The organism is Nitrospira sp. SG-bin1 (genome assembly GCA_002083365.1).
GTDB lineage: Bacteria > Nitrospirota > Nitrospiria > Nitrospirales > Nitrospiraceae > Nitrospira_D.
This window is the reverse complement of sequence record LVWS01000033.1, coordinates 202,755-220,872: the sequence shown is the minus strand read 5'-3', so window position 1 is coordinate 220,872 and position 18,118 is coordinate 202,755. Positions and strand designations below refer to the sequence as shown.

15 protein-coding genes and 1 pseudogene are annotated in these 18,118 nt (G+C 57.9%); 2 read left to right on the top strand and 14 right to left on the bottom strand.

All coding sequences use genetic code 11. From position 1 onward, the window contains the following. Positions 1-11 precede the first annotated feature (11 nt). Together A4E19_05455 and A4E19_05450 are read right to left on the bottom strand one after the other, a co-directional pair. Positions 12-893 carry a hypothetical protein gene (locus tag A4E19_05455; GenBank protein OQW32803.1) on the bottom strand — a complete coding sequence of 294 codons (882 nt, stop codon included), beginning with the start codon at positions 891-893 and terminating at the stop codon, positions 12-14. Continuing rightward, positions 884-1,120 (bottom strand): hypothetical protein, encoded by a 237-nt coding sequence (locus A4E19_05450; GenBank protein OQW32802.1) that lies wholly within the window; start codon positions 1,118-1,120, stop codon positions 884-886. Before A4E19_05450 ends, A4E19_05455 begins: the two co-directional genes overlap by 10 nt. A 257-nt stretch (positions 1,121-1,377) precedes the next feature. Between A4E19_05450 and A4E19_05445 the strand changes: the two genes are divergently transcribed. Next, complete coding sequence (locus A4E19_05445) at positions 1,378-1,563, top strand: hypothetical protein (GenBank protein OQW32801.1); 186 nt, start codon at positions 1,378-1,380, stop codon at positions 1,561-1,563. Positions 1,564-1,583: 20 nt separating this feature from the next. On the opposite strand, the gene A4E19_05440 is transcribed toward A4E19_05445, so the two are convergent. The 4 genes and pseudogenes from A4E19_05440 to A4E19_05425 all read right to left on the bottom strand — a co-directional run bounded on the left by A4E19_05440 (position 1,584) and on the right by A4E19_05425 (position 7,354). Continuing rightward, positions 1,584-2,846, bottom strand: a complete 1,263-nt coding sequence (locus tag A4E19_05440) for a hypothetical protein (protein OQW32800.1) — start codon at positions 2,844-2,846, stop codon at positions 1,584-1,586. Between the two features lie 745 nt (positions 2,847-3,591). Continuing rightward, positions 3,592-6,183 (bottom strand): annotated as a pseudogene (locus A4E19_05435) (hypothetical protein). Between the two features lie 156 nt (positions 6,184-6,339). Continuing rightward, entirely contained in the window at positions 6,340-7,005 is a 666-nt protein-coding gene (locus tag A4E19_05430; GenBank protein OQW32799.1) for a hypothetical protein, read from the bottom strand. Beyond that, positions 6,995-7,354, bottom strand: coding sequence for a hypothetical protein (locus A4E19_05425; protein OQW32798.1), 360 nt, complete (start codon positions 7,352-7,354; stop codon positions 6,995-6,997). The genes A4E19_05430 and A4E19_05425 overlap by 11 nt, the downstream gene beginning before the upstream one ends. A 56-nt stretch (positions 7,355-7,410) precedes the next feature. Between A4E19_05425 and A4E19_05420 the strand changes: the two genes are divergently transcribed. Beyond that, positions 7,411-7,677: a hypothetical protein gene (locus A4E19_05420; protein OQW32797.1), complete on the top strand. Its 267-nt coding sequence runs from the start codon at positions 7,411-7,413 to the stop codon at positions 7,675-7,677. A 340-nt stretch (positions 7,678-8,017) separates the two neighbouring features. On the opposite strand, the gene A4E19_05415 is transcribed toward A4E19_05420, so the two are convergent. From A4E19_05415 to A4E19_05380, 8 genes are all read right to left on the bottom strand, one after another. Then, complete coding sequence (locus A4E19_05415) at positions 8,018-8,395, bottom strand: hypothetical protein (GenBank protein ID OQW32796.1); 378 nt, start codon at positions 8,393-8,395, stop codon at positions 8,018-8,020. 36 nt (positions 8,396-8,431) lie between these two features. Beyond that, positions 8,432-10,276 carry a hypothetical protein gene (locus A4E19_05410; protein OQW33183.1) on the bottom strand — a complete coding sequence of 615 codons (1,845 nt, stop codon included), beginning with the start codon at positions 10,274-10,276 and terminating at the stop codon, positions 8,432-8,434. A 100-nt stretch (positions 10,277-10,376) separates the two neighbouring features. Beyond that, complete coding sequence (locus A4E19_05405) at positions 10,377-10,937, bottom strand: hypothetical protein (protein ID OQW32795.1); 561 nt, start codon at positions 10,935-10,937, stop codon at positions 10,377-10,379. Between the two features lie 567 nt (positions 10,938-11,504). Further along, on the bottom strand, positions 11,505-13,031 hold the full coding sequence (locus A4E19_05400) for a hypothetical protein (GenBank protein ID OQW32794.1): 1,527 nt from the start codon (positions 13,029-13,031) through the stop codon (positions 11,505-11,507). Between the two features lie 155 nt (positions 13,032-13,186). Further along, on the bottom strand, positions 13,187-13,384 hold the full coding sequence (locus tag A4E19_05395) for a hypothetical protein (protein OQW32793.1): 198 nt from the start codon (positions 13,382-13,384) through the stop codon (positions 13,187-13,189). A 116-nt stretch (positions 13,385-13,500) separates the two neighbouring features. Beyond that, a complete protein-coding gene (locus A4E19_05390; protein OQW32792.1) occupies positions 13,501-13,731 on the bottom strand; it encodes a hypothetical protein in 231 nt (76 codons plus the stop codon). Positions 13,732-13,787: 56 nt separating this feature from the next. Next, a complete protein-coding gene (locus A4E19_05385) occupies positions 13,788-15,005 on the bottom strand; it encodes a hypothetical protein (protein OQW32791.1) in 1,218 nt (405 codons plus the stop codon). A gap of 285 nt (positions 15,006-15,290) precedes the next feature. Continuing rightward, positions 15,291-18,014: an HAD family hydrolase gene (locus A4E19_05380; protein ID OQW33182.1), complete on the bottom strand. Its 2,724-nt coding sequence runs from the start codon at positions 18,012-18,014 to the stop codon at positions 15,291-15,293. Positions 18,015-18,118 lie beyond the last annotated feature (104 nt).

Here is an 18,118-nt window from a genome sequence, read left to right as displayed (position 1 = left end):
CGCCTCCCCGTCTAGGGACGAACCTGCAACTCCAAACGCGGTTTTTCGCCGACCGCAGATCCATTCGATCCCAGTCCCCAGGCCGTTTGCATACAGTCCAGGCAGAGTGCCAGGTGCCAGATCCGGTAATCACAGCCATAGCCTTGAGTGAACATGTCCCCCCACTGAGACCGTGAGAGACAAGGATAATGGTCCGGCTCGCTTTTTCGGTAATGAGCCTGGGCGACCCGGATGAGTCGTTCAGCCTCACTGTTGAATCGCTGCCGATGGCGCTGCTGCTGATTGCTCAGCTCGGCCAACTCCGCCTTCGTCAGACCGATTTCATCCATCGTGCGCTGCCAACCGCTCTCCCGCCAGCGTCGAAAATTTTTATAGATACGCTGGCTTTCCAGGCCATTGAGCCCGGTGACCGCGATCACTTCGCCCGCGCCCCATCCATAGGAATGGTGATACAGCGCGATCAACGCGTCACGGCTGACGACCGCCCGCGCCACGAGCCCGTCGAGAAACCGACCGAGCGGCCTTAAGAGATCCGGATGATAGCAAAACGGTTCCGGTTTACTGTGTTGCTTGGCCACCAGCGAGTCGAACAGGAACAACGGACGGCAAGGCACTTCGCTCCGTCCACAGACCAGGAACCGTTCGAGATATTCGGAGCCCCAGCGCAGCGCGAATTTTTCATGTTCGATGTCATCGTTCCACTGACCCGTTTCCCGCAAGAACCGTTTCGTGTAGCCCGTCGCCCGGTCCAATAGAATCGGCAAGGCTTGCGACACGACATGATCGAATTCATCGGAGGTCGAGACCACCTCTTCCAGGCGGCTCACCGTTGCCGTGCGATCAGTCATCACATGGCTCTTGCTGAGCGTATTGTGCATTCTCGTCACGGCCATTGTGCCTCCGTTGACCTCGGAGAGCATTGGACAAATATTCCCGCTCGACCGATCATTTTGTCCATTGCTCTGATCGACAGCCTGTTGGTAGCATTAAAAATCTTAATCTTCCGTCCGGTCGGCAAGAAAACGAGATAACGGTAATCCAACCATTCCCCGTTCTGCAATCCCCTCTTCTCAGTCGGGTGGAAAACGAACTTCGGACCCGAGAAGTCTGCCCCTGTCATACGTCTTCTTAAGCAACACGTGTCGGATTCCTTATCGATGTCGGAATCGGACCATCGACGTGATTCGCCGGCCTTCACGCCAGGGCCTCACGCGTCGACTGCATCATCCGGGCCAGGCATCGTAAGACATACTTAGTCCCTGTTTGCTAGTGGGTGTGCGGAGGAGTATCGGACGGTGCGTGGAGAATTGTTTCCGCATGCCTACAATCCTTACGGTGATCAAGAGGACTCGACAGCCGGCAAGACCGACATCGCACATGACCGGAGCGGCGAGGGTTGCCGGTGCGTCGTATGATCCCAAATGGTTCGGCCGGCCGGAGGAACGTGACGAGTTTCAACCGGCCGAAGAAACGGCTGACATGTGCCGCGACATTGACAGAGGTGACGACGATTCGATGTTGTGCCGCCAAGCCTCATCGATACGCGGGGTCTCGTATCGATGAAGACACGATGCGCATGAGATCTACGCTTGTCCCGGAACCGAACAGAGGACTGTCGTTCCATGGCCCGGTCGGCTGATGATCTTGACGGTCCCTCCGACCAACCGTATTCGCTCCCGCATACCGACGATTCCCATGCCTTTTTGCCCCTCCCAGGCACGCGTGGTATCGAACCCGATGCCGTCATCCGCCACGACGAGTTCGACGCCTCCTTGTCCGGTTCCCGCCAAGGTCACCGCGACGTGCGTCGGGTGCGCGTGTTTCACGACGTTGCACAGGCATTCTTGCAACAGACGAAAAATGGTCGTCATGGCGCCCGGCGAAATATTCACCGGAACGTCCCGTTCGGCAAATTCGATCGTGAATCCCGCCTTCCCACTGAATTCCTTGATGAGATCACGTATCGGACCGACGAGCGAGACGTCCCCCAGGTTACGGGGAAGCAAATCGTGTGAAAGGGTTCGGAAATCCTTCAGCAGAGCGCTCAATTTCTCGCTCATCGCCGAAAGTCGCGGGACGAGATCGGGCAATCGTTGTTCGCACGTCTTCGTCAACAACTTGGCTTCCAGGATGAGCGTCGTGACTCGTTGACAATGATCATCATGGAGTTCCCTCGCGATCCTCTTGCGTTCCTCCTCTTGCGCCGTGAACAGCTTATGGGTGAGCGCCTGCAATTCGGCTTGATTGGCTTCCAAATCGATGTGTTGTCGTCGCAGTGTTTCCTCGGCCTCTTTTCGACGCGTGATGTCCTTGAAGGCGACGCGCAGCAGCTCGCCTTTGCCGGTTCCCTTCTGCACCGGGGCCGCCTGCAAGGCGGCGACGAAAGGCCGTCCATCCGGACGTTTCATTTCGAACTCGCCGGTATCGGCCTCCTGTCTTGAAACGATGCGGCGACAGAACAAGACAAATCGGTCGAGATCCTTGTCGGAGAGGAAGACGTTGAAGGTGGAGATCGCGTGAGCGCGAGGGTCCCACTTGAGCAGAGCCGTTCCCGAGGGGTTCATATCATGGATCCGGCCGTCGCGATCTAGCGTGACATATCCGAGGGGGATCGACTCGTACAACTCTCGATACCGATCCCGGCTTTCCTCCAACTCCCCCTGAGCCAGACGAAGTTCATGGTTCTGCATCTCCAACTCGATTTGATGGACTTGCAGCTCATGGAGCAGGGCCGACACGCTTTCGGGTTTGAGGTTCGGGACCGACTGCTCGATCACCCGACTCAGCCGCTGTTCGGCCTGTCGGCGCAACTCTGCGAGCTGAGGCTGAGTGCGGACATCTGCCATGGGTTCATCCTGATGACTTATGCTCGTCCCCGTCCTTCTGCCATCGCTCTTTGATAATGGCTCCCATCCCGATCGTCGCTCCGTCGATGGCACGGACAACGAAAAGGTTCAGATGAACCGGCACCACGGAACCGTCCTTGCGGATCAGCTCCTTATCGAACTCCCGAGACATCCCGCTTTTGAACAGCTCGTCCATCACTCCTTGATTCGCGTGACGGTACTCAGGCGGCGTCATGTCTTGATATCGCATCCGATTGACGACCTCCTCTCGGACATACCCGGTCAGACTCAAAAAAGCCTCGTTCACATCGAGCAGTAGGCCGTCGGTCGTCGCAAAGGCCATGGCGTCCGCGGAAGATTGGAACAGCGCCGCGAGGCGCCCCTCCACCTCGCGACGCCTCGTCACGTCCAGCCCAATGCCCCACTCGATCCAGCCCGGGATCGGGACCTGCGACGCCAGATTCAGCCAGACGACTTGCTTCACCGTACCGTTTTTCGCGGTGAACGACCACTCCCAATCTCCCGAGTCGCTGGTGCGCCTGGTGCTGGCCCGGATCATGCGGGCGCGATCGGCTTCGGCGGGATACAACAGCTTCAACGTATCGGGCCGCCCGATCATCTCATCGGCTCGATAGCCGGTGACCCGTTCACATTCACGGTTCCAGGCGACGATCCGCTTCTGCTCGTCGAACGCGGCGATCATGACCGGCATGCTTTCGAACAGCAGTTGCAGGCGTTGTTCGCTCTCGCGCAGCGATCCCTCCAATTTCTTGACCATCCCGATATTCGTGAAGGTGAGCACCCCGCCGTCGATCATGTTTTCCATCGTGCGATACGGCATGATGCGCAGCAGATACCACTCGCCCCTCTTCGTTTCGACCTGCATCTCCTTATAGACCAACGTGTCGAGAACTTGGCCCAGATCGCCGACCAAACAGTCGTACTTGAGGTTCGTCGCGATATCGCTGAGGGGCCGGCCCACGTCGGTCGGGATCAGATTGATCACCGACGCCGCTTGCGGGGTAAACCGCTGGATACGCATCTCGTTGTCCACGAAGATGGTCGCGATGTCCGTGCTGTTCAGCAGATTCTTCATGTCGTTGTTGGTCCGGGTGACGTCTTCCATCTTCTGCTGCAACTCCGAGTTCACCGTCACCAGTTCTTCGTTGAGGGATTGCAACTCTTCCTTGGACGTCGTCAGCTCCTCGTTGGTGCTCTGCAGTTCTTCGTTCGTCGACTGCAGCTCTTCGTTGGCGGATTTCAACTCTTCCTGCGAGGTTTCCATTTCTTCGATGGTGACTTGCAGTTGCTCCTTCGTGTGTTGAAGTTCTTTGGCCAGAATTTTGACTTCCTTGCTTTGCCTTCCGGCGCCCCCTTTCGGCGGAGTGGGCGGTACCGCTTCGGCGGGATGACGTCCTTCCTCGAACGCCACAAGCACCAGGCCCTGCAAACCCGACCGTCCGGTGACCGGTTTGACGATCACCGACACCGTTTGATAGCCCCCGTTCGTCTGGACCCGGATGCCTTCTCCCTTAACCTCTCTCCGGTGCAAGAGGGCCTTGCGAATCATACTTCCCAGTTCCAACCGCAAACCTTCGCGGGCCATCGTGAAAATGTTCATGGCGGCTTCGCCCGAGGCCGGCTCCAGGTACTTGCCCGTCCGGCCCTGAATATAGAGGATGTCCCCGTTCTCATTGACGAGGACCGAGGGCGGCGCGAACCGTTCCAACAGGATGTGGCGCGACATCTCGGCGAGAGGCACGTCCGTGTGCTCTTCCACCTTGCGGGCGGTGGGGATCTTTCCCACTTCGCGCGGCAAGAGCGTGCTCGGCAAGTCGACGTACGTGGCGGCGCCGGAGCGGTATTCCTTGCGGCGGAAGATTTTCCATTTGTTGTCCACGGCGGCGAAGAGGTCGTGATAGCTGCCGACCGTCTCGCTGGTCCCGAGAAACAGGATGCCGCCTGGATTCAATGTGTAGTGGAACATGGGCAGCAGCTTGCGTTGCAGCTCCGCCGTGAAATAGATCAGCAGATTCCGGCAGCACAGGAGATCCAGCTTGGTAAAGGGCGGATCCATGATGACGTTCTGCGGGGCAAACACCATCATTTCACGGATCGGTTTGGCGACTCGGTACCCATGATCCTCCTTGAGGAAAAACCGCTGCAACCGTTCGGGAGAGACATCGTTGGCGATGGTCGGCAGAAAGACGCCTTGGCGAGCGCGATCCACCGCTTCTTTATCGATGTCCGTGGCGAAGATCTGTACCTTCAACGCTCCGTCGAGTTGCAACTCGGTCAAACATTCCGCCATGACGATCCCGACCGAGTAGGCCTCTTCGCCGGTGGAGCAGCCCGGCACCCACACGCGCACCGTGCCGTCCTTCGGCTTGTTCTTCAAGACTGACGGCAACGCCTGTTTCAGCGCCATGAACGCCTCGGGATCGCGGAAGAAATTCGTCACGCCGATGAGCAACTCCCGAAAAAGCAGATCCAGCTCGCCGGGATTGTCCTGAAGAAGCCTGGCGTATTTACTGAGTTGCCCTATCTGATGGACGTTCATCCGGCGCTCGATCCGCCGGTAGATCGTGTTTTTCTTGTAGAAGGAGAAATCGTGGCCGGTATGGCTGCGCAGCAGCGCGAAGATCTTGACCAACGCGCCGGACACCGTCCGTTCCTGCATCAGCGTTTCCCGCGGCAACTTGGCCGAGTGCTTGACGTAGGCCAGCATCTTCTCTGGCAAGTCTTGCGCGGCGGCGACGTAATCCACCAGCCCGGTCCCGATCGCGCTCTTCGGCATGCTGTCGTACTTGGCCGATTGCGCCTCCTGCACGACCGCCAGACCCAGACGTTCCTTGATCGCCTTGACGCCCAGCGTCCCATCGCTGCCCATGCCGGACAGGATGACGGCGATGGCCCGCTCTTTTTGGTCTTCTGCCAGATGCCTCAAGAACAGGTCGATCGGCGCCCGAGCGCCGCGTGGAGATGTGGGCTCGTGGAGATGGAGGATGCCGTGGAAGATCGACATGTCTCTATTGGGCGGAATGATATGGAGACGGTTGGGGATGACCGGCATGCCGTCTTCCGCTTGCACCACTTTCATGGTCGTGCAACGGCGCAGGAGCTCGGGCATCATGCCCTTATGGGTGGGATCGAGATGCGGGACCAGCACAAATCCGAATCCGCTGTCCGCCGGCATGTGGGTGAAGAACTGCTCGAAGGCTTCAAGGGCCCCGGCGGAACCACCCATGCCGACGATGTAGCTCGGTCGATTTCTTTTGGGGACTCGAACCGTGTTTCCGTTTCGTCTTCCGGCGCCCTTCCGGCTTTCGTCATTCATGCGGCGAGACGTTTTTTTCTTCATTGCCACGACGACGCCCCAATTATGCCGATATGCCGACTATGAACAGCCTGTGACCTGTTTGCGGAAGGGAACAGCATTGTAGGCCCCTCGCATCCCTGCGGCAAGGCTCCGAAACCGGCCGCGATCGTGGTTCTACCGACCGACCGCCATGTCGACGCGCACCTGATCGCCGTAGGCCAAAGAGGTCAAAACTGACGCGGCGTTATCGAGGGACACCAATCCCGCGACTTCATCGAACCGTATGGCGTTGAGCGGCATGTAGGGCATGTACGCTTCTTCGGGGTCCTGCGCCAATGTCAGGCCGCCCGCCTCGGTAATCGCGATCAACCCGCTCACTCCGTCCTCGCCACAGCCTGTGAAGAGCACACCCACGACGCGCAGCCCGTACGATTCCGCCGCCGACCGAAACAACGGATCGACGGCGGGTCTCGTGCTGTGCTCTCGTGGTCCCCGCTGAAGCACGATGGAACTCCGTTGGAAGAGCAGATGGTGGTCGGCCGGCGACAAATAAATCGTCCCTGGTTTCAGCGCCATGGCATGGTTCGGCTCGACGACCGGCAGCGCCGATCGGCGGCCCAATACCTGCGCCAACTGGCTCGGCTGCGAGCCCCGATGGAGCACGACTCCGATCACGGCCGGTATGTCGGCGGGGAAATCGGCGAAGATCTGTTGAAGCGCCGGCACCCCACCCGCCGAAGCGCCGATGACGATGATATCGCGCTTGATGCCGTCCGCATTGACCGTCGCCGGACGCTTTCCGCCGCCGATCGGGCGAGCGTTGGTTCTATTATGGCGCATGGGTGGACTCGATCATCGCCCGGATCGCCAGGCATTGTCGTGCCGCTTCCTGGACGCGACGTTGCAACGATTGTCGATCGGCCTCCGCGGGCATGTCTTTCAACATGTGTCCATAGGCCTCGTCCAACTGTTTCAAGAGCACGACGGCGGACCACAGGACACGCTCCACCTGTTTTTCTTTCGCCTCCAACAGGCTGTTCGGCGTGTATCGATGATCGACTTGGCATCGATACACCACGTGCTTGTGCCGCCCCTCCCGATTCATCCGCAAGACGCCGGAACAGTCGGGACAAGAGAGCGGTACCACGCGTAATTGATCGGTACGCTGAGGCCGCGCCTTGTTCTTCATGAAAAAGCACCTTAAGCCTGGAACCTCGATCCCGGCACCGGAGCCGATGTCGGTCGATGTTCGTCCATTTTTCCCTTGATACGAAAGTGCGATGTGTCACTCACGGCCGGATCCGTCCGCACATCCATCGAGACGGTCGACCTCACATGGAGTTCATGACAGGCCTTGACCTCTGTTTGGACGGCCTTCCGGAAGAAACGCTGATTCTTCCTCGTGGCAAACCTGAACGAGCAAATATTCAGGCGCGAGATCTTCACGATTGCGAATACGAATCTTCTATGGAAGGCCTGACTGTACTGACAGTTCGCGTGGGAATGGCCTAGGGTCTACCCTAGGGCGGAGGGATCGACGGTGTGCATAAAAAAATAGAGGTGGTGTTCCGGACCAAGAACATGAATCCACCGCCGCGTTGAAACCCGGTCGGGCTCATCCCGATGGCCCGGGGCATGGCTTCAGAGAACCGCTTGGTTCGACGGCGCGCCGTCAGCTCGTCAGAACAACGTGTAGATGAACGGCGCAACCGCCGACCCTTGCGTCAACACGATCAGCGTCCCGAGCAGTAACAACACCATGAAGATAGGCAACATCCAAAACTTCTTCCGCTCTTTCATAAACGCCCACAACTCGATTACAAATCCTCCCATAGCCGACTCCTTTTTAACTCTAGAATTGGTTGCGCATATGTTGGCGAGGCCGGGGGACTCGCACGATCCGATAGGTGTCTGTGCCCGGCGTCAGTGTGCGATGCAGGGGATCCTTGCCCATCAGGCGCATGATCACTCCCATCGGGGTTATGAGCAGATAGTAGATCACTCCCAGGATGATCTTCGTGTTGATCGAGCCCAACACATGGCCGATCTTCATCCACCCGCCGTGAACCTGCTTCAAGCTCATCGGCACAAGGGCGCCGAGGGCGATGAGCAGCCCTCCGAGCACCATCGCCCACAGGCGGGGTGACTCGCTTCGAAACACCAGCGGCCACAATCCGATCACGGCAAACACTCCTCCGACGAGGAGACCGAATTGCCGTAACTCCTTCATAGTAGGGGATCGATTCGGCTGATTCATGGTGCCATCCTAATCGAGCTCGAATTCTTTTTGCCAGTTTGTATCTTTTTCCAATGGTTTCTGCCGTGTCTTATACAGGACACAGTTCTCCAAGACGAGCACATCCATCTCCGTCCGCATGAAACACCGATAGGCATCCTCCGGCGTGCACACGATCGGCTCTCCACGCACGTTGAACGACGTATTCACGAGAACCGGACAACCGGTCCGGTCTTCGAACGCACGAAGCAACCGGTAATACCGCGGATTGGTCTCCTCATGAACGGTCTGGATCCTGGCGGAATAATCCAGATGGGTGACGGCGGGAATGTCGGAGCGTGGAACGTTCAACAGATCGATTCCCCAGAGACCGATCTGCTCGGTAGGCAGCGGTAACCGTCGTTTTTCCTGCACCGGCGCTACCAACAGCATGTACGGGCTATCCGCATCGATCTGAAAATACTCCGACACCCGTTCCCGCAACACCGAAGGGGCGAACGGCCGGAAGGATTCACGGTATTTGATCTTGAGGTTCATCACCGACTGCATCGTGGTATTGCGCGCATCTCCCAGGATGCTGCGACCGCCCAACGCTCGCGGACCGAACTCCATCCGGCCTTGCAGCCACCCCACCACTTTGCCTTCCGCCAGGTCCTTCGCCACGCGATCGAAGAGTTGTTCGTCATCGAGCCATTCATAGGGGGCGTCAGCCTGTTTGAGGAATCGTTCGATTTCGGCATTGGAATGTTTCGGTCCCAGATAACTTCCCTTCATCCGGTCGGTACCCGTCGCCGTCCTCGGCTGATCCTCATAGCGATGCCAGGCCGTCAACGCCGCCCCCACCGCGCCACCCGCGTCGCCGGCCGCCGGTTGAATCCAGATCCCTTTAAAGGGCCCTTCCCGTAAAATCCTTCCGTTCCCCACGCAATTCAGCGCCACGCCCCCCGCCATGCAGAGATAATCCACCTCGGTTTCACGGTGCAGGGTCCGAGTCACACGGAGCATGACCTCTTCGGTCACTTCCTGGATGGACCGGGCGAGATCCATCTCCCGCTGCGTCAACTGACTTTCAGGTTTCCTCGGCGGGCCGCCGAACACCTCATCGAACTTGTTGCCCGTCATGGTCAACCCGGTGCAATAGTTGAAATAGTCCATGTTCAAACGGAACGTCCCGTCCGGCTTGAGGTCGAGCAGATGGTCGTAGATCGCCTTGACGTACTTCGGTTCGCCATAGGGAGCCAAGCCCATGACCTTGTACTCGCCCGAATTGACCTTGAAGCCGGTGTAGTACGTGAAGGCGGAATAGAGGAGCCCCAGTGAGTGGGGGAACGGAATCTCCCACAGCGGCGTGAGCGCGTGGCCTTCACCGAGCCACGCCGAGGTCGTGGCCCACTCCCCGACCCCGTCCATGCAGAGGACGACGGCCTTGTCATAGGGCGACGGATAAAAGGCGGACGCGGCATGCGACTCATGGTGCTCGCCGAACAAAAGCTGAGGGAGTTCCGACTGCGTCATCTCCGGAGCGAGCGCGATGAATTCTTTCGCGAGCAGGTTCCGGAGCAACAATTTTTCCTTGAGCCACACCGGCATGGCGGCCACGAAGGACTGGAGTCCCTTCGGCGCGAATGCCAAGTACGTCTCGATGAGCCGCTCGAACTTGACGAGCGGTTTGTCGTAAAAGACGATAAACCGGAGGTCCTTGAGTGAGATACCGCCTTCTTTCAAGCAGTACCGCACAGCCTGGGCCGGAAACCCCGGATCATGTTTTTTTCGTGTGAACCGCTCTTCCTGCGCGGCGGCAATGATCTCGCCGTCGCGAATCAGGCAGGCCGCGCTATCATGATAGAAGGCCGAGATCCCGAGAATATGATTCACGAACCTGCCCTCCACACCTTGTCCGACATCCCGATCCCTTCCGCACCTTCACTCATGGGCCTGAACCATGGTTGCGAGATCCCCACGGCAGGTCCGGTGATCAATTCGATACCTTCACAGTACCTTCTCTCAATATTTGATGTAACGTCTCCGCAATCACACGATGCGCTTCAGCGCTTGGATGATTGTCAAAGGCATCGAATTGGGCGAGCGAAGACGACAAATCGGTGCATGGGACGTTGTTCCTCCTGCAAAGGGACAACATTCTCGTGTGAATATCCGCTATTTCCGGCTGTATAACAGTAGGTGCTCCGTTCGTCAATGCCATATGAGGGTACAGAACCACGACGACCCGAGGTGTCAGTTCCTTCGCCGACATAGCCCAGTCCGAAACGTATCGCTCGAACAATAACCAATCAGGCCTGCCTTCCTTGAAGTGATTCGAAAGGTAGCTTTCATAAGAGGGAGTGCCGGAAGGGAGGAACCTATCGAACACAAGCCGTAAGCAGAGCTCCCCGGTAAGGAAACTGACTGCCAAAACACTCACTCCCAGCGCTACCTTTCCGAACCTTCGTACGACCGTTCGTCGCTTTTGTTCCCAGATAACTGTGGGTGGGGCGCTGGATGTTAGGATTGCAGACATGATCGTGAATAGGACCATGACCACGAAAAATTATCCATAATACTTAAGTAGGCCTGGTTATTCTCGGTTCTGAACCCCAGCGTTGCTACGAGTTGGGCTGAGTCCGTCTTCCAACAGGAGAATGCCGATTTCGCCGACTATAACTGTCCTCTGCATTGCTGGACTGCCGGTTCGCGGAACGAGGGCTGGATGGTCGGAGATGCCGGGGTCATGATAAGTGGAAAGGAATTCCGGCGAAGCGCGTGCTCCGCTAAGTGACGGAGCAGACGCCTACGCATGGAGCGGCAGGCAGGCTATCGGGGCACGCCGAGACCGACCCATCCACCATGGCACACATGTCGGCAGCTAGAACGCGGACAATCGCGGGCGGCGACACCCCTCAACCGGACGTTTTTACGTTGAGAGAAAGTGGCCATTTCTAGTTTGGCTTGCATCGTTCAAACTAAAGTCCGTGCGGCTTGTCGTAAAAGGCGATAGACCGGGAGATCACGAGTGAGATGCCGCCTTCTTTCAACGAATCACGTGTGAGGGCCTTTATCCAAAAGAGAATTGAGGCAGCCCTATCTAAGCATAGGACCTGAGGGATTACCGTAATTTCTCTACCGCCATGAGCATGCCGTCAGACGGTTTACCCAGTGCTTCACGAACCGCGACAGCCAGACAGTTCGCGATCGCCGCATTCCCTTGTGACGTGTAATGGCCCGCCGAGGCAAATCGAAGGGAGGATGGAACCTCCAGCAAACAGGCAGTGGGATCGACGTACGGGAGCCCAGCCTCTTGCAACACTCGCTTGCCCAGCGGCACGTATGAATCCGGTTGGTGAAAATCACTCCGACTGGGAAAATACATGACGAGAGGAATCGAACCAGCCTGCTCGACCGAGCGAACAAACGACTTCAAGATTTCGGCATTGAGCGGCAGAAGTTGTTCATCATGGGTATCGCGGGATCGTGGATGGTACAGACTTATGAACAGCCTGGCGAGGTAGGAGGCATGGTACCAACGTGTCTGCCAATGGCTCCACCTGTAGCCGCTGTCATGGTCCAGGAAGGGAAGTTCGGAAATTGATCGCGGGGAGAAGATCGCTTGAGGGGGGAGCACATGTCGGTTCAGGATCGTCAATCTTCCATTTTCCAGGACGAAGCGAGGTTTGGAGAAAGCCATGTCCCATCCCGTGGACAAAAAGGGATAGACCCATGTCGTGCGGTGGAGGTCCTCAGAAATGAACCCCAAGATCACAATTTTGGGATTCCACCCGCGAGCATCGACTTCATACCGCAGGTACGCCTGACCTAGACCATATCCGGGAACTCCGAAGTTTAAGATCCGAAACTCTTCGCCCAATAATCGATTCAACGCAGCTCCCCAGGTCTCCTCATATCCCACCTCACTGCCGAACGTGAAGGAGTCTCCCAGGATGGCAATATCCGTCTTCCTCTCGACCTTGCCGTACACGAACCCCTCACGTGCGGCCCGGAGCCCCTCCACGCTGGACCAATAGGGACCCTCCCCGTCGGAGGCTTCGCGATACCTGTTCTTTCCAAGGGTCCACCCCAGCCGCTCGTCATAATCGAAAAACGTACGGCCGGCTCGGCTTTTCTCAAGAAAATGAGGGTAGCGCTCTTTAGCCCGCTCCCAATTCTTGGGCTTCAAGACCACGTTCATGAAACTTTCGCCGTCCAAGTGGCTCCGAGAACCGGCTCGAACGACGATCTCGCCCATCGCCAGAATGAACAGCACCGTGACCAGGTTCATCGTCACGATCATCCGGAAGTGGCGGGCGGGCAATCGTTGGCCTGCCACGTATCGGTGAACGATGACCCAGCCGGCAACGAAGAGGGCGACGGCGGCGCAGAGAAAAACCGCGCCTGACGGCCTTGCCAGGAATGCTGCGAAAGGTCTCTCTCCTTTGACGTATATGGCCATCGCCATGACGGCGAGAGACAATTCAAAGATAACCAGCGAGACCAAAAGGACCAGTTCCTCCCTGTGGGAATGAACATGTGATGGCTTTATCGCCTCAGGTGTCGTTTCAACATCATGATGCAGGCCTGACTGTTCCGCTTGTTTATTCATGTGCCTCTTCTTCTCTTCTGTGGAGAACGGACGCACTCACCATACTGACGAACCAATCAGCTCCTCCACTAGGGGGAGCCCTAGACTCCCCACGTCGACTGTGCATAGGTAACGAGCGCTCACGCTCTTACAGTCGATGTCCACAAGCATTGATGACGAATGTTCCGCGACGTGAAAGACGAGTGCTTCCATCACACACACAGAAACTTCACGCTCGTTTTTGTACGATGGACCGTGAACGAAGGGAAGGCGTGGAGCAGCGGAGGAAACAACCACCGGAAGATCAACTCAAGAGAGGTCTTCCGCGTGGAGACGAGAAGGAGGGCAGGTTTATTGAGAGAGAGGAATGACGGCAGTGACTGTCGTGCCTTGCCCGGGACTGCCTTCAATCCACACGTTTCCCCCCAAAGGCCCAACCCGTTCTTGCATGCTGGTCAGACCGATGCCCAGCCTGACTTGACCTGGCTTTTTTCGAATCCGACTCCATCGTCGGAGATCCGCAACTTCACCTCGGTGGGTGTCCCAACCAGTCGGACCGCCACGTGGTGGCGTTCGCATGTTTCTGATTACGGGCAATGCCAAGCTCTCGCGTGATCTCCGACGCAGAACGACTGCCACTCTCTAACAACTGCACCGCCTCACGCGTGAACTCGTTTGCGGGCACCGATCCGACACCTTCTCGGAGATCCTGTCCCCCAATTTCAAAGCCTCTGTCACATCCGGGCCATCTCAACATCACCCGATTTACTCATGAACCGATGTAGACATTCGCGTATTCGCTGCAGCAGCCTGTTATCTCTTGGGCGATGCTAAATGCGCAGCAACAAGTTTGGCGATGGCCGCATGTCCATGTTCGTTTGGGTGTCCGTCATGGGAAACCTGATATGGTTGAACCCCCGTCATGAGTTGTTCTCGCAGCGCTGGCAACGCATCCAGATATTCAATGTCGTTCCGTACGAGAAAGTCCTTTGTGCTTTGCCACACGCGCTCTTCATTCTCTGTAGCCCTGCGATAGCTCATCGTAGAGTTCTCCCAAAGCTGGCGAAACACGGCTTCCTTGGTAGGTATCAGCACCACAATGAAGCGGATATTCCGAGAGGCAGCAAGCTCATGCATTCTCTGCATCGCCCTTAATGAGATCTGCAGTCCTTCTAGAATTCTGGGATCTTCGAGCTCAAGCGCCGAGAGACGATACTCGCTCGTAAAAATAGTTTTGAACTGTCCATTGCTAAACACCTGGCAGTATGTGGGATGCGCTTCTGCAAACGCCTTTGCCGCTTCCCATTGCTCTTGCGGAGTGTTGGTGGGTCTCTGAATCAAGCGCATACTCTCGTACTGCGCCCTGCGCAAAAGGCCGTATAGCCTCAAGTGTTGCGTAAGCACTCTATAAAGAGGGACGGCCGTTTTGTTCTTATCGGTAGCAACAGGTGCCATCGAGTACATTCGTGTCACACGTTTTTCAAGAGGCTCGGACTGCTCAGCTTCCCGCACACTCGCCTGCAACCGGAGGTCGGGACTTCCTAGGTCGGTGAGTTGTCCCTGGTTGTATACGAGGCTGAATGAGTCGAACAGATCATTGCCCACATAAAAAGCCTCAATGACGATCTCCGGCAGTAAGGCCACAGCCTCATCCCACAGAACAAGACTGTGAGCCGGTCCATAGCCGCCATAGGCCATGCTGTACACTGTTTTCCCAAGCGTTGATTCTAATTGTCTGGGCCATGCATACTCCGGTGCCACGCCAGTGCCATACGTTTGGGAATCACCGAGCGCGACGATAGCCGCCTTGGCTGGTACTTCTTGGTTCCTAAAACCGTTGCGATCGTGCCCTGGAACACCTGGTTTTGGCCGATAACCGAGACGTGCATCCGGAATAACACGTTCGAATGAGAGGAGCCAATCAACCCTTGGGGACATGAACGTTAATAGACCCAGTGTTATTTCAAGGAACCCGATAATCAAAAGGATAAAAACAACGACAAAGAAAATCCGTCTTTTCTTCGACTTCATATGCAATCTGTTGCCATGGATATATGGGCCTTGAGCAGTGCAGCTGAACAATGTACAGCCAGTCCACCTGTATGCTGCGGAGCTTGCATTTGCGGCCCATTCTCGCCCTGTTCGTAGGCTAGGGTCAAACGTGCTTGAGAGGCATCGTGATGCAGGCGAGCGTTGTCATAGCGCGATCAACACCGGCACAAACCCCATAAGGCTTACCGGCTTGGATTCAAACATCGCTGGAGGAATCAAGAAGTTTTCCGAAAAAGATGATGCAGTGTTCTCCAGTCGAAGCTTTCACCCCCGCCGTCTCAGCCACTTGACTCCTTCGACGACGGCCAACGGGGAAAGCGCCATCGCCGCCATCAATTCCCAATCTTCAATCGGTAACGGCGCGACCTTGAAGATCGGTTCCATGACCGGGATGGTGAGAATGCCGACTTGCAGGAGAAGCGACGTCGCCACCGCCCAAATGAGGGCATGGTTGGTCGTCACGCCCACTTGGAACAACGACCAGCGATCGCTCCGGCAATTGAACGCGTGCACCAGCTGAGCGGCGACCATCACGGTAAAGGTCACCGTCCGGGCCTGGTCGATCGGCTGTTGCCAGACAAACAGACTGTAGGAAAACGCGATCAGGGCGATGACCGCCAACATCAGCCCTTCCGCGGCGATCGTCCACAGCCGCCCCCCATCCAGTAAACGCGCCTGTGTCTGCCGCGGCGGCCGCCGCATCAGATCCGGCGCTTTCGGATCGACCGCCAGGGCGATGGCGGGAAAACCGTCCGTCACCAGATTCATCCACAGAATGTGGATCGGCAGGAGCGGAAGCGGCAAGCCGAAGAGGGTGGCGAACAGCATGACGAGCACCTCGCTGACGTTGCAGGACAGGAGAAAATGCACCGTCTTTCTGATGTTGTCGAAGATGCCCCGGCCTTCCTCGACCGCGGCGGCGATCGAGGCGAAGTTGTCGTCCGTCACCACCATGTCCGAGGCTTCCTTGGTCACGTCGGTGCCGGCGAGGCCCATCGCCACGCCGATGTCCGCCGCCTTGATCGCGGGGGCATCGTTGACCCCGTCCCCGGTCATGGCGACAATGGCCCCATGGTGCTTCCAGGCCTGGACGACGCGGAGCTTGTGCTCGGCCGACACACGGGCATACACGCTCACGCGCTCGACCCGTTGCCTCAATTGCTCGTCGGTGAACCCGTCGAGCTCGGACCCGGACAAGGCCGTTTCGCCATCGCGGTGCAAGCCCAACTCGCGCGCGATCGCGACCGCCGTCTCCTTGTGATCACCGGTAATCATGGCCGTCCTGATGCCGGCTTGCCGGCACAGACGCACGGCTTCCGCCGCTTCGGGCCGCAAGGGATCCTTCATCGCGAGGAGGCCGAGAAAGATCAACCCGTCCTCCACTTCTTCGTCGGAACTCGCCGGTCGGCCAAGAGGCTTATGCGCGACGCCCAGCACGCGGAGGGCCTGGTGGGCCAATGAGGCATTGGCTTCGCTGATCATCCGCCGATGCTCGTCATCCAAAGCTTCGGTCCGGCCATCCAGCGTGATGCGCGCCGCGCAACGTTCCAGGAGCACATCGGGCGCTCCTTTGCTGTACGCCACGCGGCCTTGTTCCGTTCGGCGAACGATCGTCATCATCTTCCGCTCGGCATCGAACGGAACTTCTCTCTCCAGCGGCGCCCGACGTTCCAATTCATCCTTGGCCAAACCGGCCTTCGCCGCCGCCACGAGCAGCGCCCCTTCCGTGGGATCCCCGATGATCCGCCACGTGCCGTTCTCCTGGTGCAATGTCGCGCCGTTGCAGAGTACGGCTGCCGTCAAGAGCTGACGCAAGCCGGGCTTGAGTGCCTCACACCTCGCGCCTGACGCCTCGCGAATTTCGCCGACCGGCTCATAGCCCTCGCCGGTCACTTCGAAGCGGGAGTCGTCCACGATCACGCATGTGACCGTCATCTCATTCTTCGTCAACGTGCCGGTCTTGTCGGTGCAGATCACGGTGGCCGACCCGAGCGTCTCGACCGCCGGAAGTTTACGGATCAATGCATGCCGCTTCGCCATCCTGGTCACGCCCAACGCCAGCGTGATCGTAACGACGGCAGGCAGCCCTTCCGGCACGGCGGCCACCGCGAGGCTCACCGAGATGAGGAACATCTCGACCAGCGGTTCCCCGCGGAGATACCCGAGCACGAACACGACCGCGACGACACCGAGCGCCAACCACAGCAGCGTATAGCCGAACTGTTCCAGCCGTCGCTGCAGCGGCGTTTCGGCCCGTTCCGCCTCGGCCGCCTTCTGGATCATGGCGGCGATCCGGCCCAGTTCCGTGCCGAGCGCCGTCGCCACCACCACCGCACGGGCCTTACCGGAGACGGCCACGGTGCCCATGAAGACCATGTTGTGCCGATCGGCGAGAGGAACCTCGGTCCTGTCCAGCCGCTCCGCCTGTTTCTGGACGGGTGTCGATTCGCCGGTGAGTGAGGCTTCTTGAGCCTGAAAATTCGTGGCGTAGAACAAGCGTGCGTCCGCGGGAATGCGATCGCCCGCTTCGAGGACGATCACGTCTCCGGTGACCAGATCTCGCGCCGGAATGGACTGCGGCGTGCCCTCGCGAATGACGCGGGCCATCGCGACCGACATCTTGCGCAGTGCCGCCAACGATCGCTCGGCTCGGAACTCCTGCACGAACCCGAGCGCACCATTGAGAAATACGATCGCCAGAATCGCCGCCGCATCGATCCAGTCTTCCAACAGACCGGACACCACCGCCGCCCCGATCAGCACCCACACGATCAGACTGGAGAATTGCGAGAGAAACAGTTTGAGCAGGGACGGTGGCGGAGCTTCGGGTAGTTCATTGGATCCTTCTTGTGCTTGTCGGCCGACCACTTCATCGGCTTTCAGGCCCGCGTCGAGGTCCGTCCGAAGTTCACCAGCCAGGGCTTCTATCGGACGGATATGCCAGGCCGTTGTTTGCTTCGTCTGATTGGGTTTCTTTGTCTTCTCCATCCGCATCGCGTCCCTTTCGCTAGAACAAGGCGCAGCATGGCCCATGCCATGCATGGCATGCGACTATCAGACACTTCAGTTACTGTACGTTGTTCATTGTAGCG